This is a genomic window from Vibrio coralliirubri, assembly GCF_024347375.1.
GTDB classification, from domain to species: domain Bacteria; phylum Pseudomonadota; class Gammaproteobacteria; order Enterobacterales; family Vibrionaceae; genus Vibrio; species Vibrio coralliirubri.
In genome coordinates, this window is the sequence record NZ_AP025470.1 from 1,914,228 (window position 1) to 1,941,052 (window position 26,825).

Here is a 26,825-nt window from a genome sequence, read left to right on the forward strand (position 1 = left end):
ACAATTGTAAACAGAACCAACCTCTTTGCGCCCAATTAATGTGAATAGATAAGTCGCACATCGCCACAAGCAATGCGTATAACTAGCAATACATAGCCAATGGTGATGTTTTGTATTTCTTTCCGTTTATTTATCGAATTACCAAGGTTGTTTATTGTACATCTCAAGCGATGCAGCAATGTCTATACACGAGGCGTATACCCGTCACCTAGTAGTGAGGTTAGTCAGTGAGCATCTTACGAATTCAACAAACGTTAGGAAATATCATGAACAAATCACTTATCGCACTCGTTCTTACTGCTGTTTTAGCAGGTTGTTCATCTGGCGGTGGTTCTGAACCGGCACAACCTCAATTTGATGGTGATTACGGTTTCGAAAATATTGACCCAGGTTTTGGACTAGACGATTCAGATAACGATGGCGGTTATGAGAATCCAGATCCGAACTATGGCAATGATGCTCCGACTCTTAAAGACAAAGTCGCTCAAGCAGATTTAGGCTTTGTTTATATTCCAGATCTCGGTGATGTACCATTTTTTAATAAAGACACAGGTGAAGCTCATATAAGCGCCGTAAAACAACGTTCTGATGATCACGAAACGCTATACAGCATCTACGTAGATGACAAGACTGTCGGTGAAATTATTGTTCGTGAAGACTATGTGGAGATTAGCTCTGGTGACAAGATGATCTCAGGTGAGCAGAAGTCTTATCTTGATACTGAACATACCTTTTGGACAGTTAGAGACACTAACGACAATGTAGTTGGTGACTTTAAGCGCCTCGACGATGGTGTTTGGGTGTTCCGTGAAGAGATTGAGCGTCAAACATTCGTTGTTAAGTATCACGACGGTCAGTGGAACTTCATCCCTGTCGCTGACATTAAAAACAAAGTTAAAGACAATTTGCCGTCGCAAGCACAAGCCACCAAAGTGCGAGCAAAAATGCAGGTTAATAAGCTACGTACGTTGAAGTAATACTTATCACCAATCCCATATCAAAAAGGCATCCTCAAATCCAAGAGGATGCCGCTCAAGCACCACCAAGAATACATAACTAAAAAGCTCAAGGAAGATCCGGACTAGGTTACTAATTTACTGGCATTCAATACTTTTAATTGGCCGATATTTTGTATACATAAGCGAGAGATCCAATGACCATCAAAAAGCTTCCCCTTCTGACATTAGCCGCTGTCTTGCTGTTCACTATGTCTAACGCACAAGCCTATGAACAAAACCAAGAAGAAACTGCGATTACATTTGGTCTATCGGCTGAACGTGGGTGGAGAGATTGGTCTGCTTCTTACATCAAATATCGCGGCCCGGGAAGCATAGGTTATGGTATTGAGTTTACCCGGTCAGCTTATAACGAAGATGAAGACTCGTACGAATACAAACAACGCGACAACGAATATCAGTTTCACGCCCCTATTGGTATCACCGAAAACTTGTACATCACCCCAGGTTACGGGATTAAGCGTACCCACACGGACGTCACTTTAGATAGCCGTGAGTTCTCTGACAGCTCAACCAAACAAGTTGGTGGCTTAGATGCAACCTACATCATGGACAGTGGCTTTGTTGTGACCGCAGGTTTCGATAAAGCAGAAGGTGAAGACTTGGAGTTCTCAATTGGAGCAGGTATCGCTTGGTAAAGGTAATAGCCCAGTAGATTTGAAAAACAAAAAGGGTCTAGATTTCTCTAGACCCTTTTAGGTAATAACGCTTGGTGGCTTTATGTTGGCTAATTAGGCAAACCTTAGCTAATTACTCGAAGTATTAGCTAGCCACACAACGTGATTATGCGTCGATGTAAAAAGCTTCTACAGTGCCTTTTAGAGTAATAAGCATTGGCTGACCAAAACGATCTAGCGCTTTTGGAGAAGGGATCTTAACCCAACCTTCGCTGATGCAGTATTCTTCAACATCAGTACGCTCTTTACCATTTAGACGAATGCCGATTGGGTATTCGAAACACTCAGCAACGTGGTGTGGGCTGCGTGGGTTACCTGCAAGATGATCTGGTAAAGCTGGTCTTGAATTAGTATCGCTCATGTTCATTACCTGTATGTACGTAAATAAAAAAAGTGCGTCATTCTAGACAATATAGGCTTTGTGCTCAACAACTGCTGCAATAAATCGTCTTGATCGTTTTAATCAACAGCTAGTTGTTTGATTTAAAGGCGATATCGACATGAGTTCCAACGATAATTTAACAGAGTTATGCGTTGTAGATAAAGGGAGAGCTTCATTACTCGAACGGCAGATAACCTAATATCAGGCTTTTATTCCGAGCTTATCGATTAAGCTCAATACTCATCACTTTATGGTTCGGTTCTGATTCGATATCGACAACTGACCAACCTAGACCTTGGTAGAGTCCCATGATATTGGTGTATGCGTAGAGTTGAGTTTGCACTGCAGAAGAAACCTGTCTGACACCACGATTAATCAATTCACTGGCAATGCCTTGACCGCGCCATTGAGGGGCGACAAACACGGCGTTGATCCACACCACATCACGCACTTGGTGAGGTTCTTGAAAATAGGAATACGCCAAGCCACCAATGACCACATTATCGCGAAGTACGGTTATTACTGGAGGGAGTTGTACGTATTCTTTATAGGTATCTTTAAACTTGAAATCAGACCATTCGCTTTGAAATAAGCCCTCTAACTCATGCCAATAAGGCGAGCTTTCATCGCAATTTCTAAAGATTACTTTCTGCATTTTTTCCGTCCTTTGAAAGGGTGTAATTCGGCTATCCTAGCCTTGTTTAATCTAAGTGTAGGTAAAGCTACTCTTCTTCGTCGTAATCGTCTGCTGGGTCTTGATTAATTTCTTCGCCGCATCCTAGACATTCACCTTGTAGATCTGTAGGCATAACAATAATCAAACCACAATGCGGGCATAGATCGCCTTGTTGAAACATCCTGTATTCCTTCTACTTCATGGCTATTGCTTAGGATACTTTTGCTTACTCGCTTCTAACCAGTCGTGAATCACTTGGCGAGCGGATTCCGACGGCGGTGCATTTCGTTTTCCGCAGATTTGGTCGATTTCAAACGGAAAGGCTTTGCTCGGAACGCGACGTAAACCTATGGTTAAACGCTGAGGTTTGTGCATGCGGAACACCACATAACGATCGCTCATGATTCGGTTGTGATACACACCAATACAGTGCTTCTGCTCTATGCCTTCGTGTTCAAGATCGTAATAATCAGTGAGCGGATGAATGTTGTCATTGCCGAGCAAAGGAACGGGATAAGGGATGTCTTTATCCATTGGGCGATTACCCTCCAAGCGTCGTAATTGGCGTTGCTCCGTCCAGCGGTCATGAAGTTGTTCAAACATCGCAAAAGAGTTCTGACTGGTAATCGCGCGCAGTGGATCATCCATCTCCAAATCTTGGCCTAGCAATATCGTATCTTGGAACATCGCCATTTTCGACGGTGCATTAAGTCTGCCCTCTTCCACCATTGCAATCCCTAATCGGCTACCAGTTAGAAATGGATGAACTTGGTCCAAACGCAGGGCTGTGTATCCAACTTTTGAGTAATGCTTGAATTTAAGAACTCGTCTTTGCAGCGGTTCGAGAATACGAACAATGTGGTCGAGTTCATCACCAACATTGTAATGAAGCTCTAGCTTGTCGATGAATTTGAGTGTCGCCTTGCTGCTGTCTAAACCCAACTTAGCAAGGATCTTCTTCTGCCCTAAGCGACTCAGTGCCAATGCTTTCTGATTATCGACACTGTATTTCATGCAGATGAGAGCCAAAATAACAGGCCTTAATTCAAGCAATTGTGCGGCTTCATAGGTATTCGCAGCAAGCCACAGCATCTGGTATTGGTACTCTGGAAAGTCGTCGGTGATTTCCCGATAACGCGCAGGCAATGAGTCTAACCAACGACCATTCACGTCAAACTGTTCAACAAGGTTGAGGCTCAGCCCAATGCCCCCATCAAGCGGTCGTCTACCATCTTCAAACACATGAAAGCCGACAAGCTTTTGAGACCAGTCTCGGATCTCAATATCGTAGTCGAAACCTAATGTTCGAGTGGGAATGGTTAGTAGTGCTGTCATTGATGCCTCTTCGTTATTGGCGCATTGATCTATCAAGCCTATCTAACAGCATAAGCTAGCGCTTCAACCACTATATCAACCTTTTGTAAATTTCTTATCAATCAAAGCGATATAAATACGATAGTGCTTAGAAGAACATTGAATGATGATTTTACGCAATATGAGACCTCTTCGATATCATTTGCGCAAACAGAAACTATGCTTGTTACATAACTCACAACAAGAGGCTTTAATTATGGACTACCGACATATTCTGGTCGCACTTGAACTGTCTGACGACACCAAGATTCTCATTGATAGAGCGACCTTCTTCGCTGATAAACTGGAGGCTGACATTTCATTTGTTTATATCGATGGTACGCATGGAGAAATTTACCCAGAACTCGTTGATATTCAAGGAAATGACGGTGATTTACCCATCAATGAAGATGCCGTTAAGCATTTAAGAGAGTTTGAGGCGTACGCCAAGCACCCAATCAAGCACATTTTCGTGGGAACCGGTGACTTGAACGACAAGCTCAAAAATGCCATCGAAGCAAATGGCGTTGACCTATTGCTGTGTGGCCATCACCATGATTTTTGGCATAAGCTCATCTCCCATTCTAAACAGATCATCGATACTTCCCCTATCGATATTCTCGTTGTTCCTATGGAATAGAAGCTGCAGTTCGACACTCAAAACTAGCCTGCATTGCCAACCTCTACCGGTATTATTGGTTGGCTTGATACCCTCTTCAACACCCTCATCCTGACCGAAATCTGCTATTACCCACTTAGAGTAGTCATTTGTGATCTTGTCAGCTTATCAACTCGTAAGCGTCTAATAATTAACAAATCGCCGAGTGGAAGTAATGAAAAAGATTGGCCTGTATCTTTTTACAAACGACTTAAGAATCAACGACAATGCGCTACTTTACCAAGCAAGCCAAATCGTCGATGAGCTCGTTTGTGTCGTCGTTGAACCGATTCTGTCTCACTACTCAGCACTGTTCGCCCAAGAACAACAATATGGCGCTCACCGCATAGCTTTCATTTCACAGTCGATTAGCGATCTTAAGGCTAACCTGAGCAACCTAAAACAATCACTCATCGTCCTTACACAAGACCAAGACAAAAGAGATAACGTTAAAGACTCGCTCAACGAGATTATCTCTGCTCTAAACGTCACTCACTTGTTTGCAAATGCTCATTGTGGCTATGACGAGCAACAGCTAGTGCAATCAACGTTGACTGACTGCGCAAACTTAACTGCGATTCAAACTCATAACTCGACTCTGTTTGAGCTCAATGACTTCCCTTTTACGTTAGACAAGTTACCCCGCTCGTTTACCAAGTTCAGAAAACTCATCGAACACTTGTCTGTCGATACACAAAGTTTGAACATAACGACGTTACCACCAGCACCAGACCTAACAGAAACGTCACACTGTCACTCAAAAGCATCCCTTTTTGGGACGAGTGATTTGGCGAGCGAGCAAAGCTTCAAAGGCGGTGAAACATCGGGATTAGTACATCTTGACCACTACTTCTTACACGATTACGCGAGCCGCTATAAACAGACAAGAAATGCTTTGGATGGCATCGAGAACTCGACCAAATTTTCACCGTGGCTCGCATTAGGTTGTGTCTCACCAAAAACAATCTGCAGACACCTCACGCGATTTGAGTCGCATCATGGTTCCAATGATTCAACTTACTGGATTTATTTCGAGCTGTTGTGGCGAGAGTATTTTTATTGGAAGAGCATGTCGTTGAAGGCATTTCTATTTACGGGCTCATCTACAAATCCCGTTACAGCAGAAAATAGCAAACAATCGGCAAGCCTTAATTTTGCCAAATGGAAGAGCGGTAACACCAACTACCAGATTGTCGATGCATGCATGCGCCAACTTAATGCGACTGGCTACATGTCCAATCGCGGAAGGCAGTTAGCCGCAAGCTGTTTGATTTACGAGTTGGGCGTCGACTGGCGACACGGCGCAGCCTATTTTGAAAGCCAGCTTGTCGACTATGACGTGGCATCTAACTGGGGAAATTGGGCGTATATCGCTGGGGCTCTCAATAAACCCGCCCACAACGAGCAAACTAAAAACCAATCACAACCTAAATCACGCCATTTTGATTTGGCCAAGCAGACTGAAATGTACGACCCAGACCATGCCTTCATCAATCAATGGGCTGGCGGTAACGCAGTCTCAACAAACCTCATCAACCAGGACGCATTATGAATTTTCAAACGGTACGACTTGTATTAGGAGACCAATTAAACATTGAGCATTCATGGTTTCAACAAGTTAACGATGACGTTATTTACATCATTGCTGAGCTCAAACAAGAAACGGATTATGTTGCCTCTCACGTTCAAAAAGTGGCCGCGTTTTTCTGTGCGATGGGTTACTTCGCTGACGAACTCAAAGAACAAGGCCATCAAGTACTCCACCTAACTCTTGACGACACAACGCAATTTGAAAACCTAGATACACTTCTAAAGCACTATGTACATGAATTCGGCGCAGTGAAATTCGAATATCAAAGGCCAGATGAATATCGCCTTTTAGAGCAGATGAACAAGCTCAAGCTGACCAATGCGACCAAAGGTTGTTGTGATACGGAACACTTCCTCTTTCCATTCAAAGAGATCGAACAACAGTTTCCGAAAGACAAACACATCATGATGGAACACTTCTATCGCCGAATGAGAAAGCGTTTCGACATTTTGCTAGAAGACGGAAAGCCCGTTGGCGGAAAATGGAATTACGACGCGAACAATCGAAAGAAACTCAAGAAACAAGACATCGAAAACCTGCCTCAGCCGCTGATGTTTACCAATGACATAACAGGCATTTTACAGCGTATCGAGCGCCACCAAGTCCAAACCATTGGTCAAGTAGGTAGCCAATTATTATGGCCTGTAAACCGCGCACAAAGCTTGTCTCTGCTCGCTCATTTCTGCCAAGTCTGCTTACCGTTATTTGGACAGTTTCAAGATGCGATGACTACAGAGCACGACTCTAAATGGAGCTTGTATCATAGCCGTATTTCGTTTTCTTTGAACAGTAAACTGCTGAGTCCTAAAGAAGTGATTGATGCAGCACTGTCGGCCTACCAAGCATCCAGTCATCGAGACAGTTCTTCAAATAAACCAAGCATCGACATTGCACAGGTCGAAGGGTTTGTACGCCAAATACTGGGGTGGCGTGAGTACATACGCGCTGTCTATTGGGCGAATATGCCTGCTTACGCCAACAAAAATCATTACTCAGCAAACAACAACCTGCCCCATTACTTTTGGGACGGACAGACCAAGATGAACTGCATGAAGCATGCGATTGACCAGTCTCTTGAGTTTGCTTACGCGCACCATATCCAAAGGTTAATGATCACTGGCAACTTCTGTTTAATCACAGGCATAGACCCTGACCAAGTCGACAGTTGGTACCTCGGTATTTACGTCGACGCGATTGAGTGGGTTGAAATGCCAAATACGCGAGGTATGGCACTGTTTGCGGATGGCGGGATCGTCGGAACCAAACCATACTCTGCCAGCGGTTCTTATATCAACCGCATGAGTGACTACTGCAAAGGCTGTCACTACAAGATAAAAGAACGCAGCGGCGAGCAATCTTGCCCTTTCAATAGCTTGTATTGGCGCTTTATGAACCTGCACCGCGATGCATTAAACCGTAACCCACGCATGGGCATGTTATATCGCTCTTGGGACAATATGGACGAGCAATCACAACAAGCGATTCTCGATACCGCTGAACAACGAATCACAAACTTGGAGAACTTATAATGGTGGAGCAACTCAGATTACACATATTGGTGGTCGGTGGGAGCGGCGGTATTGGTTTCGCTGTGGTTAAACACCTATTATCTGAGCTCTCTCGGTTTGATTTTCTTGATGTGCATGTAGACGCGACTTACCACTCTCAACAGCCGGAACTAGAAAACAATCGCTTGACTTGGCACAAAGTCGACGCGACCAACGAAGCTGATATCAAACGTTTGAGCTCTGAGTTTGACCAACTTGATTGGTTGATCAACTGCGTGGGTATGCTCCACACTCCAGACCTTGGGCCGGAAAAGAACTTGTCGTCTATCGACCCTGAGTTTTTTCTGAAAAACATCTCTGTGAATACCCTACCCAGCTTGTTATTGGCAAAGCACTTCACGCCGATTCTTAGAACGAGTGACAATCCAAAATTTGCTGTGGTATCCGCAAAGGTAGGTAGCATTTCAGACAACAGATTAGGCGGTTGGTATAGCTATCGCTCATCGAAAGCAGCCCTCAACATGTTCATCAAAACCATGTCGATCGAATGGCAACGCACCATTAAGAAAGGCACTGTGTTAGCACTGCATCCGGGCACAACAGACACGGCTCTATCGAAACCTTTTCAGACCAATGTCCCTCAAGGCAAGTTGTTCGAATCTAGCTATGTCGCCCATCAATTAGTCGATATCATTCGGACTGCGACACCAGACAAAAGTGGGCACTTCTACGCTTACGATGGCGAGCAGTTAAATTGGTAGTTAATACCAGTGGCCATCTTTCATTAGTGCTAAAAAAGAAAACCCAACAGAGTTAAGGCTCTATTGGGTTATTTTTTGAAAGAGCGCCTCTGTTTTATAAGGCGTTTGGTTGATATCTAGCTAAAGATCAAAACTGATCATCACGATTACTCAGCCCAATTGAACTTACTATCGTCGACACCTTCTTTCTCTTCTTTAGCTCGCTCGCGTCGGTGTTGTTCTTCAATTCGCGCAGCGTCTATCTCTTGCATGATGGCTTCGATATCAGCCAAGTCGTCCGTTTCCGTAAACTCACCCGTTAGCTTGCTGTCTGGCTTCAAGTCGCCTTTCTCGTACAGCGCCCACATTTCCTTGGCATACTCGGTTTTTGCCAATTCAGGAGCAAACTGAGCGTAATAATCACGGATGTTATTGATATCACGAGCCAGCATCCACTCAGCGTTGTTGTTCGCCGAAGCATCAACCGCTTGAGGTAGATCGATAATTACTGGGCCGTACTCATCCACCAATACATTGAACTCAGACAAGTCACCATGGATCAAACCAACACACAGCATTTTAACTACGTAGGTCATCATCACAGCGTGGTCTTCGATCGCTTGCTCTGCTGACATCACCACATCGTTCAAACGTGGTGCAACGTAACCATCATCGTCAGTGACCAATTCCATAAGCAGCACGCCATCAAAGCAACCGTAAGGGACAGGCACACGAACACCCGCTTCTGCCAGTTTATATAAGGCATCCACTTCAGCACTCTGCCAAACCTTTTCTTGTTGCTCTCGACCAAAGCCAGAGCCTTTTTCCATCGCTCGAGCACGGCGGCTATTTCGGACTTTTCGGCCTTCACGATACGCGGTCGCTTTCTTGAAGCTGCGTTGGCTTATTTCCTTATATACCTTGGCACAACGGATGGTATCGCCGCAGCGCACAATGTACACCGATGCTTCTTTGCCACTCATGAGTTGGCTTGTCACCTCGTCGACTAAACCATCGTCAACTAAAGGCTGTATTCTTTTAGGTATCTTCATGCCGCCTTTATACATCACTTATCTTACAGATAGAAATATTAACTTGAGAAATGAATGACGAAACGATTAAAGGATCATCAAAATGATGGCAAAGGAAGGAAATATTGGAGTTAAGGGCTTTAGATCATGAGGAATGTGCTGATCTGTTCAAGAGTATGAAGACTCAGATTTATTACGACGACAACGTTCAGAACAGTAGATCACGTCAGCCCAACAGCGCTGCCACTTTTTACGCCATGCGAAAGGCTTTTGGCAAACAGGACATGTCTTGGTCGGTAAATGAATCTTTTTGTGCATGGCCGTTTCCTTCTTGATGAGTCCACTTCGTTCGTTTACTAGAGATTCCCTATTACGCTCGTTCCTGACTTTAAGGAGTGACGGCGTAGTGACTGATGACAACTCCCGACCCCGTCATCCTCGAGAAGGAGGAACGACTGAGTCGGGGATCTGCTTCATCTAGCTCTGTTTCTATTTCTGCACTGGTGGAATATAGCTAGAACCTAAGCGACAACCTTGTACTGCTTCTCCATCTCACTCACACCTAAACCAGAGTGTTTTGTCACTTTAAGCTGAACGGGTACTCGCTCTTTCAGTGCTTCAACGTGGCTAATCACACCAATCATCTTGCCTGATGCATTCAAGTTATCCAGCGCGTTTAGAGCAATGTCCAATCTGTCACTATCCAGCGTACCGAAACCTTCATCTAAGAACAGAGAATCAATACTGGTTTTGTAGCTCACAAGATCAGAAAGCGCTAATGCCAACGCCAAGCTCACTAAGAAGCTTTCGCCGCCGGACAAAGTCTTAGTATCACGCATCACATCGCCCTGCCATGTGTCGAGCACTTGCAGTTCTAAACCATCATCGGCTTTACGTTTTAGCTCGTAACGACCATGCAAACGCTGTAGCTGCTTGTTCGCAAGGTACACCAAGTTTTCCAACGTTAAACCTTGGGCAAACTTACGGAATTTATCGCCGTTCTTAGAACCGATAAGTGAGTTCAGACGTGAGATATCATCAAACTCGACTTGTTGCTCGTCGATCTGTTTGAACAGATCTTGCTGATTACTGCGGTTCTGGCTATCCGTTTCAAGATTGGCAGAAATCGCGCCGATCTTGGTTGCATGGCTTTGTTGTGCGTTTTGACACTCAGTCGTCGCTTCTTCAACTTGCTGCTGGTTTTGCTCTTGCCATGCTTTCGCATTTTCGTGGTTTTGTAGCTCCACCTGTGTCGTTTTGGCGGTGTTCAACCTTGCTTTCGCACTGACAATCGCTTCGTCTAAAGACTTCTTCAGGCTTTGAAGTTGAGTTCTAACCTCTTCATCCAACAACGCCGCTTCAAAATTAGCCTCATCTTCGAATGGGCTAGCTTTCAGTGCTTCTAACCAAGCATTCGACGCTTGTGTGTAGCTGGATTGCTTACTGACTAACTCGTCCGAGAAACCAGTGTGTTTGGTTTGCTCAGTTCGATGTTCAAGTTCACAACGGTTAAGCACCAACTGCGCGGCATCAAATGCATTTACCGCGTCAGTGACCTTTTGCTTCATCGCATTGCTGGTGGCTTGAATATCTTTGTCACCAAACAACTCTGTTCTTTCAGCCGTTACACGAGTGAGTTCTGACACTAAAGACTCACTCTGTTGCGTCAGTGTCGCGATCTCTTTCTCAACGCTGCTTAGCTTGTCGTCTAAGGTTTTCAATTCGGCATTTTGAGTAATCAGTTGCTTCTCAATATCGGCCTGTTGCTGTTTGGTTTGCTGCCATGTGCTTGATGCTTGCGATTTCGCCGTAAACCAATCATCGATATGTTCAAGTTCAGGCGCTTCGATAGAAGTTTGAACAATGCTCTCTTTCAAAGAGGTCCATTGCTGCTCTTTCGATTGGGCTATCTGAGCCACTTGTTCGTTTGCGACTTGGTTTTGCTTATTAAGATCCGCTAAACGTTGCTCGGCCAACTCGAGATTAGATTGCGCCTTGTCAGCCATAACACTTATAGACAGGCGTTGTTTCTCAGCTTCAGCGTAATGCGCTTTAGCATCAGCCAACGCTTTGAGTTGCTGCGCGCTCTGACTTAGTTGAAGTTCACACTGCTGAGCAAAGGTCGCGACTGTGGCTTCATTGCCTAAATCGTTAATCGTTAGCAGCGCCAATTCAGGAGCAGTGCCAACGAAATCGGATAAGTTCTGTTGAAGCTTGCCGACAACACCTTGCCAATTCAGTTGAGCTTGTTGAATATCCGCTTGCGCACGTTGAATGTCATCGTTAAGCGCTGCAATCATAGGGGCAAGAGAATCTAATTGCTGACGATGCTCTTGGCCTTCTTTTTTGATAGCCGTTAGCTCTAGGTTTTCCCTATCTTTTTGAGCAACCAAATTTGCAATATCTTGCGACTGTTCAATCGCATGGTCTGTTGAACCACACAGTGGGCATTCAGATCCAGATTCTATAGCTACACGGTATTTCGCCAATTCGCCTTCTTGATCAATCAAACGCGTTAATCGCTCAAGTGAAGTCTCTTTCTCTTTATATCTCTCAACCAGCACTTCACGCTCTTTCGAAAGCTTCTCGACCAACTGAGTGTTGGTTTGATGCGTTTGAGTTTTTGCGTGCAGCTGTTGCTGGGCATTTAGGAAACCACGATTGATCTCGAGTAATGAGTGCGTATTGCGATTCCAAAACTCCAACAGATCTTTTTGCGCATTCAATACTTGCTCGCTGGTGTTGCCTTGCAATGCTTCCCACTGTTGCTTTGCACTACTCTCTACCAAAACCAACTCAGCTAAAGTTTTATCTTGCGTTGCTTTAGCTTCTTGCGCAGATTTGATGATCGTTTGCTGAGCATCAACCGCAGACAAAGCTTGCTTCGCTGAGTTCAACTGTTCTGAATGCTGACGCTCTAGAGTACGAACTTGCTCGACCTTTGCTTGCCATTGACCTAGGTATTTTTCCAGATGTTGGTCAGTTTGATGCGTATTTAGGTACTCAGTGCTGAGTTGATCTTGTTGCTTCAGTGCATCTGTTTTTTGGACTAAAACAATCTGTTGATTGCGCTGCTGCGTATGTTGCTCGTTTAGCGTATTCGCTGCATTAACGGCCGCAGTTTGCTTATCTTTGAGTACGGCAATTTGGTTATCGAGCGGACGGACAAGATCGATGATCTTCTCTTGATCTTGTTGCTCACTTTTTACCTGTTCGACAATCGCACTGCTTTGAGTCAGTTTAGTTTGCGCGTCTTGCTTCTCTGCATCACGAACGGCAAGTAACTTGGTGCTGTTATCTAGGTGAGCTTGAGTAGTGTTCACCTCTTGTTCGCAACGCTTTAAATCTTTGTGCATTGGGCGCAGCTTTTCAGCCGGCTCACTGTTTGCCAAGCGCTCTAATGAAGGTTGATTACGGTCTAGTTCATCTTGAGCTGTTTTAAGATCGAGCTCACTGCTCGCTATAGTTTGCTCAGCTTTGGTCACGTCTTTCCACCAGCTTAGATGCGCTTGCCACTCTTTTAATTGCTCGGCTAAACGCTTCTGCTCGGCTTCTAGCGTTTCACGCTCTGCGGTCAGGTCTTGGATTTGCTCTTCAGACAGTAAGCTCACCCCTTCAGCTTTCGCTTTAAGGTGATTAAGCGACTCTTCACTCGACTTAAAATGATCGTAGATGCGCTCTGAAATCAGGCTATAAACTTCGGTTCCCGTCAGCTCTTCAAGTAGCTCTGCTCGATCGTTAGCATTGGCATTTAAGAACGCCGCAAACTCACCCTGAGACAACATGATGGATTTAGTGAAGCGTGAAAAATCGAGACCTGTTACCTGCTCCACCAACTTGGTTTTCTTGGTCAGCATGGTCTCTAAGACTTTGTCGGTGTCCGCATCCGAAAATTCGCACGTTGGTGTTTGTAATGCGCCATCGTGTTTTCCACGCGCTCGCTTTTGATGGAAGTTAGAACGGTACGTTTTGCCCTGCACTTCAAATTCCAGTTCAGCAAAACACTCACCCGTGCCACGCGTCATTAATTCGTTGTTGCCTTTAGCAATGCTCTTTAAGCGCGGCGTGCGGTGGAACAATGCCAAACAAATCGCATCAAGAATGGTGGTTTTACCCGCCCCTGTTGGGCCAGTAATCGCGAACAGACCATTTTCCGCAAACGGTGATTGGGTAAAATCGAGCTTCCAACGTCCTTTCAAAGAGTTCAGGTTTTCAAATTCTAGGCTTAAAATCTTCATACTGGTTACTCTTCTACTTTGTTTGGTGTTTGAGCGCTCTCGGACACTTCAACCATCACTTGTTTAAACTTCACCGTCATTCGCTCTAAACGCGCTTTTTCAGAATCGGTTTCAAACTCTTCTAAGGCAATACGCTTGCTAAACACGTCCATCGGGCTCAGTTCAGATAAGGTTTCTGCCGACTCTTGCTCTAATGCTTGATTGCGACGCTCTCTTGCACGGCGCAGTTGAAGTACTTCCACATTCAAACCTTCGGTCAGTGCGCGCATGCGTTCTTGAAGATCCGATAAGTAATCTTGCGCTTGCACTTCTATCGATAACCACACGCTTTGGTCGCTATCTAAACCTATGTATTGGTTCAGCTGAGATTCGATCTCGCTCAAGTCGCCTTTGATTTCAGCTAGAGGTTGGAATGTAGGAACAGGCAATTGAGAAATGGTGCGCTCACCTTCAACAAACTCAACAACACACACTTGTTTCTGAGACTTAAGTTCATCAAAGCTTAGTGGGATTGGAGAGCCTGAATAACGAATGTATTCACGCTTTGCCACCACTTGTGGGCGGTGGATATGACCAAGTGCAATATAATCTGCGTCTGGGAAGCCATCAGCGGCAAAACCATCAAGGTTGCCGACATAAATGTCGCGTACCGAATCGGATTGTTGAACACCCATCGCCGTTAAGTGACCAGTGGCAATGATCGGCATGTGCTCGCTGTTTGCAAACGTCGCGCGCTTAGCAACCGCCGCATCATAAACACTTTGATAATGCTGTTTGATTGCATCGCCGAGTTGTTTTTGGCGCTCAACGCCGGTGACACCCGCCTGACTGGTCAACACATCGCGAGGACGAATAAAAGGAATGGCACAAACCAGCGCTTCTACATCGCCGCTCTTGCCTTTTAGTTCAACAACCTGAGTCGCATGATCTTCATTGGTGTTCGGAATCACGTCTGCACCCATGTATTTGAGCAACTGTTGTGTCTCTTTAAGCACAGAGACTGAATCGTGATTTCCACCTAATAACACCAATTGACAGCCGATCTTATTCGAATCGACCACAAACTTGTTATACATCTCACGAGCGTAACTCGGCGGTGTACTGGTATCGAAAATGTCGCCAGCAACAATGATCGCGTCGATGTCGTGCTCTGTAACTTGCTCAAGTAACCATTGTAAAAACCGTTCATGTTCATTCTTACGGCTTTTATTGTAGAAGTTTTGGCCAAGGTGCCAATCGGACGTGTGAAGAATCTTCATTGCTGCTCACTGGAAGTCTGTAATACCTTTAATCTACCAAAATAGTCGAGATAATTCCCTTTTATAAGCTTGTGAAAACCAACTAATTTCAGGCTTTGGACCAACTCCGCCCATAGCGTGAGCAATCGTTATTTTTGACATAAAAAAACCGCTCAACGTTAGAGCGGTTTTAGGTGTCCATAACTTTAGCTTTAAGCTATTTCACAGAGGTCATTAAAAATTGTACGAAGCGCCCAGAGTTACTGTGCTAAACGCTACATCACGGCTTGCCAATCTATTACCATTCGGGCCGAAGAATTCGATATTTACTGCATCTGCTTGTGAGATCAAACGTAAGGTTAGGTTTTCTACTGGCGTGTATTCAACACCGATACCAAAATGGAAGCCTGCACCAGAATCATCATCAATGTAACTAGAGCCCTTAGAGTTTAGATCAACGTAGCTAAGGCCTGCGGTTACAAAGGGACGAATCGAGTTATCGAAGGTGTAGCCGAGGTTTGCTGCAACAGAAAGCGATGTTGGTGAAAACACCTTAGTACCAAATGATTCATAGTCAGCATAATCCGTATAACCAAGTTCGATACCTACAATGCGGTTAAACTGATAGCCACCATAAAGGCTGTACCCCATGCTTTCAGCATCTAGACTACCTGCGCCGTCAGTGTCTGAGTCTTGATAAACACCAAGGCCTGCGCCAATGTATGGACCACCCTCAATACCAGCAGCAAATGTAGGAAGTGAAACTAAGCCAACTAGGCCCAATAGAAATGATGATTTAAGCATGAAAATACCCTTTTTTTGTCTGTCCTACAGCAACGTTGACCAACAGCCAATAGTATCCGACACTATTTCACCTGTTGCGTTACTGTTTAAAATAAATTAAATAAGCAACTCCAAATGAATAATAAAACACTGTTCATTTGTGGAGTGAATGAGAAAGTATCACAAGATTTTTAGGTCATCAAACGAACAATCATAGATATTTAGTCAAGTCTTATTTATGAGACGGTTGTATTTCCTGAGGCGTAACGAATACTAAAATACTAATAAACCTGATAGTAAACAGGAGCATCATCAACATTAAACTTATTATAATCAGATTGTTATCGAGCCAATTGAATTTTCATCCGATCTCAAAAACAACCTGAATCTTCATGCCTAAATATAAAAACTCACCCGGTTTCTCTCTTTATCCAATAACAGATATAAAGAGAAGAATGAGTTTTATTTTTGGAGAGTGCTTATTTAGAACGGTCTGCCATTAAAATATATTTCAATTTAATTCATGTTATTAACGAGCGTCAGCAAGACTAGCCAAGTAGTTATTCGTTAAATAGAAACCGCTGAACTTCTCAATAAAGTCCGCAGGGACGGTTTTATCGGTCAAGCCAGATTCAATCAGCGCCGCTTGCCACTTCTGTACTTTCGGGAAGCCTTCAAGCATATCAAAGCCTGAGCCCTCTTTGATTACTGACGCTCGGTGCAACAGTGGTAGCCAAGCGATGTCGACGTTAGATATGTAATCGCCTTTAAAGAAGTCGCTGTCACCCAATTTATTTTCGGCCTTTTGGAAGGATTTTTTAAGGTTCGCTAAACGCGCCTCAAAGGTTTCTTTATCTTGACTGCCCATCGTTCCACATTGCGGCATGTAATGTTTGCTTGCCTGATAAGACCAAGCGCGATCTAGTGCTTTTTGCTCGGCAGACACCTCTTCTATCGGCGCATATTTATCATCTAGGTATTCAACAATTGCATCTGACTCAAAAAGAACCGTTTCATTTTCTGTAATCAAGACTGGCACTTGTCCGTTTGGCGAAATATCTAGGAACCATTGAGGTTTATTATTTAGTTCAATGTATTCAATTTCAAATGGGACATTTTTCATTACCAAAGCACCCATTACACGTTGAACGAATGGGCAGTTTTTAAAGCTAACAAGTTTAATCATGGTGACTCCGAATTAGGTCATTGATTTATATTTGTACCCCTAAGACGAACGCCAAAACCGAAAGACGAAAAATAATTCTGCTTTTTTGGAAATAATTAAATGCGGAGATAATTAAAGGCAATCACTTTAGATAGGAACTTTAAGCAGTCACTTTCGACAGTGCGCTTGAATGCCTAATTACGCGCAGCTAGACGATCAAAGATATTGCAATAGATGCCATGATCACGCCAACGACAAATTCCAACACCTTCCACGATCTCGGGTTCTTAAACATTGGAGCCAAGAAGCGAGCGCCATATCCAAGTGAGAAGAAGAACACAAACGACGCCGATACGGCACCAGCGCCAAACAACATTTGGTTAGGTTGATATTGAGTTGAGATAGAACCCAGCAATACCACAGTATCCAAATACACATGCGGATTAAGCCAAGTAAACGCCAAACACATCGCAATCGCTTTAGTTAGCGAGTCTTTGGTTTCTGCAGTGGCTTCTAAGGCGTGGTTTTCAGTAAATGCTGAACGGAAGCTTAAGAATGAATAGACACCCAAAAAGATAGCACCGCCATAACGGGCGAACTGTTCAATTTGTGGGAACTGCTTAACAATTGCGCCAAAGCCCGTCACGCCAAAGCTAATCAGTAAGGCATCAGAAATGGCACATACAGCGCAAACTGCCAATACGTGTTGGTTCTTAAGCCCTTGCTTTAAAACAAACGCATTTTGAGAACCAATCGCAAGAATCAACGAAAGGCCAAGGGAGAAACCTGCGAAGTAAGTCGACATCTAAAGCTAGCCTCTTAACGCAACTCAATACTCATAAACTGGCTGTGCGGGTCCAACACATAATCAGCAAAGGGTTCACAGTATCCGAAGCCAAACTTTTCATACAGGTTACGTGCGGCCTTAAAGTAGTCTTCTGAACCTGTCTCTAAGCTGATTGTTTGATACTGGCGAATGGCTGCGGTATCCAATACGTGTTGTAAAAGCTGGCTCGCAACACCTGACTTTCGAGCAAACTGCGAGGTTCTCATTGATTTGAGTTCAGCGTGTTGGGTATTCAGCTCTTTAATGGCGACACACCCAAGCAGTTGGCTGTCTTTCCAAGCACTGAAAAAGGTAATTTCTGGTGACTTGAGCCCATCTAGATCCAGTGCATGGACGCTTTCAGCTGGCGAAGTTGCGTACATATCGGCAAGATGCTCTTCGAGCAATTCAATGACTTCCCCACCCGATAAGTCATCCAGCTTAATTTCTATTGAAGTACTGCTTTCCAACGCTGTTCCATTTTCCATTGGATCCTGTGCATTTATTGCTGATGTCATTGTCTCAACTCTCCTTGTTTAGTTCGCTTATTTAGCTTGAATGATTTGGCTTTAATCAACAGCCCTACTTTCGTGAATTGTTTCCTTTTCAAGAACTCGGTTTGAATCAGTAAAATTACCGATTAATCATAAAATTATAAATGTCACACTGGGTTTACCTAGATACCATATTTTTCCTATCTAGTCTCGTCATAAAAGCGTGCCACAAAGCCCGTAGGTCGCAGCAGCGAGGGAGCAACACCTGTTTCAGTTAACGAATAAGTAGTCAGGCCGATATGAGTATTCAACTAGATCTAACCACCACTATGCCCTGCCAAAACTTCGACTCGGCACAAGGGCGAATGACACTTCAAAACCATCGAATTATTGATGTCGACAACGAAATCGCTCAAATCTTTGGTTATCGAAACCGCGAGGAGTTATTACACAATGTTGAATTTGTGTATGCCTTAGTTCCTGACAATTACCAAAATCTAGCCAAAAAACGCTACCTAGAGGCAATAAAAGGCAAGTTTAACAAAGGAAAATTGTACACGGACATTCCAGCTAATGGTCGCAATATCTCCATATTTTGTTTATCACATGTCATTGAACTGAATAACAAACCTGCACTTGAAGTACACGTCATTGACATCACATCAATGTTAGAGGCGCAGCGTAAACGCCACGAAACAGATCTCATGTATCGAAAATTACTCAGTACATCGAAACAAGGTATTTTGATCCACCGAAACTTCAAATCTTTGATGGTTAATCAAGCTTGGGTTGAGCAACAAGGTGCCGAATCTATCGAGCAAGTACTTGCGATGGACTCAATCATTTCAATCATTCCTGAAGAACAGCATTCAAATGCCATCCGGCGGTGCGAGAGCATTCTCAATGGCAATACACCCAACTTCAGCTCTGTAGTATCCAACCATTGCTTTGATGGCAGCTATAAATACTTCAATATTTATGACAACGTGATTAACTGGGAAGGTGAAGACGCCATTCAAGTGATTCTCGAAGAAGTCACAGACAAGGTCTTGTTAGAAAAAGAGTTGCTGCACCGCGCTATGCATGATGACTTAACGCAGGTACTCAATCGTCGCGCCATTTATGATTGGATAAAGAAGCCAGTGAATCAGCAAATAGAAATGTCTTGTATGCTGATTGATATTGATGACTTTAAATTAATAAACGATCAGTTTGGTCACAGTGTTGGTGATGCTGTCATTAAACACCTAGCCGACTCCATTAAAACTCACGTTGAATTACTCAATGGCGTAGTTGGACGTTGGGGCGGAGAAGAGTTTATTGTGTTCATTCCCAACGCGAAACCTGAGCATACCCAAGTCATAGGCGAACGTATCTGCCGTGCTTTTAATAGGCATACTTTTGTTGGATTCAATCGCCGTCAATTTACATCGAGCGTCAGTATTGGCATCACCAACCGATGTATATGTCACTCACCCAACAACATTAACACGCTAATTCGGGTGACTGATGATGCACTTTATCGTTCAAAGACAAGTGGGAAAAACCAGGTCTCTATCAATGATGATGTGGTTTGCCAGGAAGCTCTTTCTTAATCCCAGATCTTTACTCTCTTTCGTGATCCAGAGGTATTTCAAACATGCGTCAAATAAGCCGGTTAACCTGACGAATTGAAGCCAGCCAACAGATAATGAAAGTACAGCGACCAAGAATTAAAGCGCCTATATTGAACGATATTTGATTGCGATTTTCCAATTTCGGTATATGATGCGCCACCCTAATTTTTCAGCTTATGCTGCAGGCAAATATGTCCGCCAACGCACTCTATACCGACCTATCCGGTTACTATGATTTAATGTGTGTAGATATTGACTACCAAGCGCAAAGTAACTGCGTACGTAGACTCCATCAAATCTTTGGAAATGAAGGAAAAACACACCTCGATTTAGCTTGTGGCACTGGCCCACACGTTCGTCATTTTATTGATTTTGGTTACCAAAGCGGTGGCCTAGATCTTAACAAGCCGATGTTAGACATCGCTGAAGTTCGCTGCCCGGAAGCCAAGTTCTCAGTACAAAACATGAGTAACTTTGAGGTCACGGAACCACTCGATCTTATCACTTGCTTCCTGTATTCCATCCATTACAACGATGGCCTTGAGAAGCTTAAAGAGTGTATTGAAAGTGTGCATCGCGCGTTGAAGCCAGAAGGTATTTTCTGTTTTAACGTGGTTGATAAAGACAAGATCAGTAACGACCTGTTTGTTAGACACACAACAAACCAAGACAAAGACGATTTCACGTTCCGTTCTGGTTGGTATTACTCTGGTCAGGGTGATAAGCAAGCGCTAAAGCTTAGTATCGAAAAGACGACTGCTGGTGAAACTCAAGTGTGGAATGATGAACACCCAATGGTGGCATTCTCGTTTAAAGAGTTAATCGAGATATTGAAGCCCTACTTCGAGGTTAATATCTTCGAGCACGATTACGACAAGCTGATTCCTTGGGATACTCAGTCCGGTAATGCACTGATCACATGTGTCAAAATCTAGATTAATAGATAAACGGCAAATTAAACCAAATCTATAGATCAAAAAAGAACCCACACTCGCCGTTCTCCTTATAGAGCATCAGCCAGTGTGGGTTCTTTTGTATCAAGCTATCAGTTACTGAACTCTAGATTAGAAGTCAGCTGTCATACCTACGTAGTAAGTACGTGGCTCTTCAACATAACCTAGATATTCTAGTTCTTCAGATACTGACTCGTCCGTTAGGTTCGAAATACCTGCACGCAGTCGTACTGAATCATTCACGTGGCTTTGTTGCGTAATTAAATTTAGAGATAGAGCCAACCCGTTTCGCTTGTTTCTTAGTCAATACGACAAGTTTCAGGCATACCTAACCCAGTAAGCTTGTTCAACGCTTTTATCATCGCGTAAGTTTCACCCACCTGGGCATTGTAATTTCTTAAGCTCAGTTTCCCTCCTAGCAACTGTTTAACTCGATACATCGCTGTTTCTGAGAGTGAACGTTTGTGGTATCCATACCGCTCTTTCCAATACTTATTTGAGTCGTATAATTTCTGGCAACCCACGGCGAAATTTCGAGGGTGACCACGCTCCCAGAAGGCAGCCCCTTCTCTTGGGGGAATAAGCGCAATAGCTCCCTTAATCTTAATAGCAGCGTGACACGCTCTCGTGTCGTAAGCGCCATCACCAGACACCTCAAGGATACTTCGGCGTGTTTGTTTCAGTAAGTTCGGGAGTACTTCTCCATCTGTAACCGTCGATAAACTTAGCTCGGCGGCAATGATCTCATGAGTGTTGGTATCGACTGCAATATGCAGCTTTCGCCAGACTCTACGCTTGCCATCCGTCCCATGTTTTTTGACTTTCCATTCACCTTCGCCATAAACCTTAAGGCCAGTAGCATCAATGGCTAGGTGCTGTATCGCTCCTCTCGTTTTAGTCTTAAATGAAACCTCAACTTGCTTGGCTCTACGACTGATGCAGGTGTAATGCGGACAACTTAACGGTACATGGGCTAACCTAAATATCGAGTCGATAAATCCTTGCAGCGCTCTCAATGGCATAGAAAAAACTCGTTTGACCATGAGTGCTGTCGTGATAGCTAAATCACTGAACCGACGCGGCCTACCGCGCTTATTCTGTTTGCTTTGCGCCCATCCGCTTATTGCTTCTTCATCAATCCAAAAAGTCAGAGAACCACGGTTAATGAGTGATCGGTTGTATTGCTTCCAGTTGGTTGTTTTATAACGAGGCTTAGGCATAGGACTACGAGATAGAGTGGAGGTAGCTGATCAGATCGTAGGTTCTTGATTTAGTTCCATTGAATTACGCAACAAAGCCCATTCACGTTGTACACTGTGCCGATGTTCAATGTTGTGTATGCGTCTTGAGTTAGGTCGCTTTCGATCTGACGCTCACCACGGTAACGAGCACTGATAAAGGTGTTCAGGTCGAAAGTCGGGCTCCAGTTCAGTTTAACTAAACCCGAGTGCTTGTAACGCTCAAGTAGTTGTTCGCCTGTCGACTTGTCTTCAGTATCTAGGTAAGTGTAGTTACCAGAAAACGCCCACTTATCAGAGATTTGATACATACCACCTAGCTCAACACCTTGAATGATTGCTTCAGAGACGTTTTGGTAAGTTTTCGCGCCTAAATTACCCGTTGGTGTGCCGTCAGGGTTTTCACATTGACGAGCACTTTCGTTCCAATCACCGCCTTCTGGACAGTAACCTTCCGTTCTTTCAATCAGGTCATTGATCTCATTTCGGAACAATGCCGCTTCGATGTTCCAACGAGGTTGAGTGTAAACTGCCGCCAACTCGTAGTTTAAGCTAGTTTCTGGGCTTAGATCTTCATTACCGACTAACGCACAGCCACCTTTACAGCTTGGTACCTGATAGTCAGATTGGTTTTGAGTCAATGTTGGTGCTTTAAATGCTTTACCCACACCACCCTTGATGATCAGGTCATTCGTTGTTTGATGAACCAAGTACACACGTGGGCTGAACTCTTCACCGTACAGTTCATGTTTATCTAAACGACCACCAATGGTTGCCGTTAGTTGATCCGTCATTAACCATTGGTCTTGTACAAACAGTGCACCTTGGTAAGCTTCAGACGAACCACTCACTAGGTTCTCTTTGTTGGTCAGCTCGCTCAGTTGGTAATCCATACCAAACGTTAGCGTATGGCTTTCACCAAGATAAGTAGTCGCAGACGCTTCAACAATCTGAGTTAACTCTTCGATGTCGCTGCTGAAGTTATTACCCAGATCAGCCGCATCATTGTCAGTCACATTTTCGCGTGAGTAACGTACTTGCGTGTCACCCCAGATCCAAAAACCGCTGTGTGTAATCGCTTGGCTATTACGCACAACACGCGTATCAGACTCAATAACAGAGCTTGAGCTTTCAGCCGCAGAATTACGCTCGTCGTCGCTGTAACCAAAGTCAAAATCAATGGTTTGGTTATCAGTCGCATGCCATGTCAGGCTTGCAAGCATGCTTAGCGTGTCGCGTTCTTCTAGAGCTGTTACATCTGAACGATCGTAACCAGAGCTGTGTGTACCAGAATATGGTTGCCAAGCGTTACGGCTTGTTTGGTTAACAGAAACTCGCGCGAGCAGCTCATCTTCAATCAACGCACCAGAAGTAGTAAAACCAACAGACTGCTCTTGGCCACCGTTGCCATCCATTGGAGATGACGAGTCCATGCTTAGAGTAGAGCTCCAATCGTTTTCTGGAGCCTTAGTGATGATGTTGATTGTGCCGCCCATACCATCTGAACCGTAAAGTGCAGACATTGGGCCACGGATGATTTCAACACGTTCAATTGAATCAGCAGGAATAGTTGATAGGTCGAAGTCGTTACCACGGATGATGGCACTCGCCGAGCTTAAACGACGGCCATTCACCATGATAAGTGTGTAGTCTGAATCCATACCACGAATAGAGATCATCTGACGGCCAGCACGTGTGCTATCAAAATCAGACTCAACACTCGTTGATTCAGCAACGATGTCAGCCAAGGTAATACCAGGGCTGTCTTCAATGTCTTGCGCGGTGATAACCGACATAGAAGCTGGCGCTTGTTTTAGTGCCATCTCGGTACGAGTTGCCGTAACAACCATTTGTTCATCTGTTGGTTGCGCTTCTTCTTGCGCTAACACGTTAGCTGAAAGTGAGGTACAAATAACAGCGACTGCGATCGAAAGCGGTTTGCGAATCAAAAGAGATCTCTCAGACATGATATTTATTCTTATATGTGATTAGTAATGATAATGGTTTGCATTAAACAACCGACTACCATTCTTATCAACGAAAGTTTCATACCAAAAATCGATTCTCGTTATTCACCATTCAAATAACGAAAGAGTTCTATATTCAACTCGATAGGTATTCATAATTTTCATTCACCTTGCAGATGAATTATGTATAAAGCTCTTTGAATATATTGCGAACCCAGCGACACATCGGGTCGTTATGAAAGCGCTTATGCCAGTATAAGTAGACGTCTTCTGATGGGTGGCGCAACGCTTTAGGCACACGTTTACAAACCAGATCTCTTTGCTTAGCAGCTTGTTGAGCAAAAGGCGTCGGTAAATGAAAGATGATGTCGGTTGCTTCTGCCATATCCGGCGCGACGTTAAAATTGGAAAGCTGAATTGGAATAGACAGCTGGCGCTGCTTATCAATCAAGCCAAGATCTTTAAATCGACTTTCGATCGAGAGCTTCTTATCCCCTTGCAGTGAGATTTGACCAAGTTGGCTATTCAACAAGTCATCGACGGTGATCTCTTTGTCCGCCAGAGGATGGTTTTTACTCATCAACAAGCGGTAATCGCGGCTAATCACGAACATTCGATACAAATTTTGCTCTGAACTTAACGGCTCATGGGTCGACAACACAAAGTGCGCATCACCGGATAACAGAGGCTCAAAGTGTCGTTTAGGAATCGAGTCGATATCAACAATCATGTTCGGCGCTTGTTGGCGTATCTCCGCAACTACCTTCGGCAACAAGTGCGCGACATTAGGCACTAAACCAAAGAAACGAACCGTACTGTCACTGCTTTGTGGTTCGAATACATCGCCATGTACCAGCTTTTCTAAACGTGTCAGTACCGAATTGAGATCTTGCTTAATGGCTTCTGCTTTTGGCGTTAACTCATAGCCATAAGCCGCTCGCACCAATAGGTCATCATTGAAAACGGTACGTAGTTTTTGCAGAGATCGGCTCACCGTAGGTTGGCTCATATCCAGTGCCAATGCCGTGTTGGAAACGTGCTTCTCTTCAAGAAGGTGTTTAAGAATAACGAGTAGATTGAGGTCGACTTGAGCAAGATTCATTATGCAAATATTAACAATATAGAAAATTCAATGTGCGCATAGTGCTATTTCTTAACAAGTAATACAATTGATAATTACTCTTATTTTGATCTAGAGCAATACAACCTAAGACACAAGATAAATAGTCCTTTTATCCATTAGTAAAATGAACTAACGCAAAACAGTTTTGACTAATATTGAGCTCTGATTCTATAACAATAGTATTCTCAAACGGTCGTAATAATGGAACGAAAATACCCTAGAGGTCAGAAGAAAGGTGGTAGAAAAAGCAAAATAAATGCAAGGTTTGAAACACAAAAGCTAAACATCAATCAGCAAAGTAAACATATGGACTCAGCCTCGAATATTGCTACTATACGTACCATCGGAAAAGTTTAAACCGTACATGGCGTTCCCCTCTAAAGGACCCGAAGCACTACGATGAAAACTGTTACAACACACTCAACATAAAGAACATTATGGCCAACATAAGAGACGTCGCGAAAGAAGCTAAAGTATCCGTTGCTACCGTATCGAGAGTAATAAATAAACTCCCACATACGAGCGAAACAGCAACGAAAGCTGTGCACGAAGCGATGGAAAGATTGAATTATCGCCCAAATGCGAATGCAAGAGCTCTTGCGAATAAAACTTCGTCTTCCATTGGTGTGTTAGTGGCAGACGTATCAAATCCATTTTATGGTGCTATGGTTCAAGCCATTGACGAAATCGCACGTGAACACAAAAAGCATATCTTGATTACGCACGGTTACCACAATGAAACCTATGAAAGAGAAGCCATCGAACTGTTGATAAATAATCAGTGCGAACATCTCGTTATTCATAGCAAAGGCCTATCGGACCAAGAACTAATTGATTTTTCGAAGCAGATCCCTGGGCTTATCATTATTAACCGTTATATTCCAGAGATAGCGGAACGCTGTATCGCTTTAGATAACATTCGAGGCAGCAGCCTAGCATTAAGCCACCTAATTCGCTTTGGCCATAAGAGAATTGGTTACTTAGCTTCCTCTCATAATATCGATGACTCAATAGATAGGAAACTGGGCTATCGTTCTGAACTGGAGAAGAACCAACTGCCCTACTCGGAAGCTTTGGTTGTGTCCGGTGAACCGAATGAGATTGGAGGCGCAGATGCGATGCGAAATTTATTAGCGAAGAATGAGCCGTTTACCGCTATCGCGACATACAACGATTTAATGGCTGCAGGTGCCATTTCAGTGCTTAAAGAAAACAACCTACGTGTACCAGAAGATGTCTCTGTCATCGGGTTTGATGATGCCATGATAGCCAGCTATTTACAGCCAACTCTGACCACCGTTCGTTACCCAGTACAAATCATGGCGAGCCAAGCGGCAAAGCTGTCTATCCAGTTGGTAGAAAAGTCTCCTCACGAGCATAAAGGAAACCTTTACCTTCCTACACTGGTGAGTCGCAATTCCATTGCTTCACCTAACAATTAACCTATGATTTGTTAGAGAATCAACACTGAATACAAGCTTGGCTTTAGGTTCTTATTCTCGCATTCTGTTTATAAAAGAAACCCCAGCCTTATTCAGACTGGGGTTTCTTT

At 43.9% G+C, this 26,825-nt stretch carries 24 protein-coding genes and 1 pseudogene; 9 read left to right on the plus strand and 16 right to left on the minus strand.

Annotation, left to right across the window (positions count from 1 at the left end; genetic code table 11):
* Positions 1-266: 266 nt before the first annotated feature.
* A complete protein-coding gene (locus OCV20_RS08760) occupies positions 267-977 on the plus strand; it encodes a membrane lipoprotein lipid attachment site-containing protein (RefSeq protein ID WP_086775513.1) in 711 nt (236 codons plus the stop codon).
* Between the two features lie 176 nt (positions 978-1,153).
* A complete protein-coding gene (locus OCV20_RS08765; RefSeq protein WP_048611975.1) occupies positions 1,154-1,654 on the plus strand; it encodes a hypothetical protein in 501 nt (166 codons plus the stop codon).
* A gap of 145 nt (positions 1,655-1,799) precedes the next feature.
* On the opposite strand, the gene OCV20_RS08770 is transcribed toward OCV20_RS08765, so the two are convergent.
* The 4 genes from OCV20_RS08770 to OCV20_RS08785 form a co-directional block, all read right to left on the minus strand.
* Positions 1,800-2,054 carry a DUF3297 family protein gene (locus OCV20_RS08770; protein ID WP_017059204.1) on the minus strand — a complete coding sequence of 85 codons (255 nt, stop codon included), beginning with the start codon at positions 2,052-2,054 and terminating at the stop codon, positions 1,800-1,802.
* A gap of 241 nt (positions 2,055-2,295) precedes the next feature.
* On the minus strand, positions 2,296-2,730 hold the full coding sequence (locus OCV20_RS08775) for a GNAT family N-acetyltransferase (RefSeq protein WP_086775514.1): 435 nt from the start codon (positions 2,728-2,730) through the stop codon (positions 2,296-2,298).
* A 67-nt stretch (positions 2,731-2,797) separates the two neighbouring features.
* Positions 2,798-2,932, minus strand: coding sequence for a hypothetical protein (locus tag OCV20_RS08780; RefSeq protein ID WP_017059202.1), 135 nt, complete (start codon positions 2,930-2,932; stop codon positions 2,798-2,800).
* A 23-nt stretch (positions 2,933-2,955) separates the two neighbouring features.
* A complete protein-coding gene (locus OCV20_RS08785) occupies positions 2,956-4,086 on the minus strand; it encodes a PcfJ domain-containing protein (RefSeq protein WP_086775515.1) in 1,131 nt (376 codons plus the stop codon).
* 235 nt (positions 4,087-4,321) lie between these two features.
* Between OCV20_RS08785 and OCV20_RS08790 the strand changes: the two genes are divergently transcribed.
* The 4 genes from OCV20_RS08790 to OCV20_RS08805 all read left to right on the plus strand — a co-directional run bounded on the left by OCV20_RS08790 (position 4,322) and on the right by OCV20_RS08805 (position 8,622).
* Positions 4,322-4,744 carry a universal stress protein gene (locus tag OCV20_RS08790; RefSeq protein WP_048617171.1) on the plus strand — a complete coding sequence of 141 codons (423 nt, stop codon included), beginning with the start codon at positions 4,322-4,324 and terminating at the stop codon, positions 4,742-4,744.
* 193 nt (positions 4,745-4,937) lie between these two features.
* Positions 4,938-6,314, plus strand: coding sequence for a DASH family cryptochrome (locus OCV20_RS08795; RefSeq protein ID WP_086775517.1), 1,377 nt, complete (start codon positions 4,938-4,940; stop codon positions 6,312-6,314).
* Positions 6,311-7,882 carry a cryptochrome/photolyase family protein gene (locus OCV20_RS08800; RefSeq protein ID WP_086775518.1) on the plus strand — a complete coding sequence of 524 codons (1,572 nt, stop codon included), beginning with the start codon at positions 6,311-6,313 and terminating at the stop codon, positions 7,880-7,882. The genes OCV20_RS08795 and OCV20_RS08800 overlap by 4 nt, the downstream gene beginning before the upstream one ends.
* Complete coding sequence (locus OCV20_RS08805; RefSeq protein ID WP_086775519.1) at positions 7,882-8,622, plus strand: SDR family oxidoreductase; 741 nt, start codon at positions 7,882-7,884, stop codon at positions 8,620-8,622. Before OCV20_RS08800 ends, OCV20_RS08805 begins: the two co-directional genes overlap by 1 nt.
* Before the next feature lie 146 nt (positions 8,623-8,768).
* On the opposite strand, the gene OCV20_RS08810 is transcribed toward OCV20_RS08805, so the two are convergent.
* From OCV20_RS08810 to OCV20_RS08845, 8 genes are all read right to left on the minus strand, one after another.
* Positions 8,769-9,653 carry a PA4780 family RIO1-like protein kinase gene (locus tag OCV20_RS08810; protein ID WP_081231109.1) on the minus strand — a complete coding sequence of 295 codons (885 nt, stop codon included), beginning with the start codon at positions 9,651-9,653 and terminating at the stop codon, positions 8,769-8,771.
* A gap of 147 nt (positions 9,654-9,800) precedes the next feature.
* Positions 9,801-9,950 (minus strand): DUF2256 domain-containing protein, encoded by a 150-nt coding sequence (locus OCV20_RS08815; protein ID WP_086775520.1) that lies wholly within the window; start codon positions 9,948-9,950, stop codon positions 9,801-9,803.
* Positions 9,951-10,153: 203 nt separating this feature from the next.
* Positions 10,154-13,870 carry an AAA family ATPase gene (locus OCV20_RS08820; protein WP_086775521.1) on the minus strand — a complete coding sequence of 1,239 codons (3,717 nt, stop codon included), beginning with the start codon at positions 13,868-13,870 and terminating at the stop codon, positions 10,154-10,156.
* Positions 13,871-13,875: 5 nt separating this feature from the next.
* Entirely contained in the window at positions 13,876-15,129 is a 1,254-nt protein-coding gene (gene sbcD / locus OCV20_RS08825) for an exonuclease subunit SbcD (RefSeq protein WP_086775522.1), read from the minus strand.
* A gap of 213 nt (positions 15,130-15,342) precedes the next feature.
* Complete coding sequence (locus OCV20_RS08830) at positions 15,343-15,912, minus strand: porin family protein (RefSeq protein ID WP_086775523.1); 570 nt, start codon at positions 15,910-15,912, stop codon at positions 15,343-15,345.
* A 508-nt stretch (positions 15,913-16,420) separates the two neighbouring features.
* On the minus strand, positions 16,421-17,077 hold the full coding sequence (locus OCV20_RS08835; protein WP_086775524.1) for a glutathione S-transferase family protein: 657 nt from the start codon (positions 17,075-17,077) through the stop codon (positions 16,421-16,423).
* 187 nt (positions 17,078-17,264) lie between these two features.
* A complete protein-coding gene (locus tag OCV20_RS08840) occupies positions 17,265-17,861 on the minus strand; it encodes a LysE/ArgO family amino acid transporter (protein ID WP_050650006.1) in 597 nt (198 codons plus the stop codon).
* A 14-nt stretch (positions 17,862-17,875) separates the two neighbouring features.
* Entirely contained in the window at positions 17,876-18,400 is a 525-nt protein-coding gene (locus OCV20_RS08845) for a GNAT family N-acetyltransferase (protein WP_086775525.1), read from the minus strand.
* A 275-nt stretch (positions 18,401-18,675) separates the two neighbouring features.
* Here OCV20_RS08845 and OCV20_RS08850 point away from each other — a divergent pair, with 275 nt between their 5' ends.
* Both OCV20_RS08850 and OCV20_RS08855 read left to right on the plus strand, forming a co-directional pair.
* Positions 18,676-19,971, plus strand: a complete 1,296-nt coding sequence (locus OCV20_RS08850; protein WP_086775526.1) for a sensor domain-containing diguanylate cyclase — start codon at positions 18,676-18,678, stop codon at positions 19,969-19,971.
* A gap of 212 nt (positions 19,972-20,183) precedes the next feature.
* On the plus strand, positions 20,184-20,927 hold the full coding sequence (locus OCV20_RS08855) for a class I SAM-dependent DNA methyltransferase (protein ID WP_029235856.1): 744 nt from the start codon (positions 20,184-20,186) through the stop codon (positions 20,925-20,927).
* Between the two features lie 129 nt (positions 20,928-21,056).
* On the opposite strand, the gene OCV20_RS08860 is transcribed toward OCV20_RS08855, so the two are convergent.
* From OCV20_RS08860 to OCV20_RS08875, 4 genes and pseudogenes are all read right to left on the minus strand, one after another.
* The gene (locus OCV20_RS08860; protein WP_261881398.1) at positions 21,057-21,227 is read right to left on the minus strand and encodes a TonB-dependent receptor; all 171 of its coding nucleotides are present in this window, start codon (positions 21,225-21,227) and stop codon (positions 21,057-21,059) included.
* Between the two features lie 17 nt (positions 21,228-21,244).
* Positions 21,245-22,165 carry an IS5 family transposase gene (locus OCV20_RS08865; protein WP_086773621.1) on the minus strand — a complete coding sequence of 307 codons (921 nt, stop codon included), beginning with the start codon at positions 22,163-22,165 and terminating at the stop codon, positions 21,245-21,247.
* An 80-nt stretch (positions 22,166-22,245) separates the two neighbouring features.
* Positions 22,246-24,150: pseudogene (locus tag OCV20_RS08870) on the minus strand (TonB-dependent receptor domain-containing protein); the annotation flags it as partial.
* A 181-nt stretch (positions 24,151-24,331) separates the two neighbouring features.
* On the minus strand, positions 24,332-25,252 hold the full coding sequence (locus tag OCV20_RS08875; RefSeq protein WP_050621429.1) for a LysR family transcriptional regulator: 921 nt from the start codon (positions 25,250-25,252) through the stop codon (positions 24,332-24,334).
* A 458-nt stretch (positions 25,253-25,710) separates the two neighbouring features.
* Here OCV20_RS08875 and OCV20_RS08880 point away from each other — a divergent pair, with 458 nt between their 5' ends.
* Positions 25,711-26,715: a substrate-binding domain-containing protein gene (locus OCV20_RS08880; RefSeq protein ID WP_048611268.1), complete on the plus strand. Its 1,005-nt coding sequence runs from the start codon at positions 25,711-25,713 to the stop codon at positions 26,713-26,715.
* The last annotated feature ends 110 nt before the right edge of the window (positions 26,716-26,825 follow it).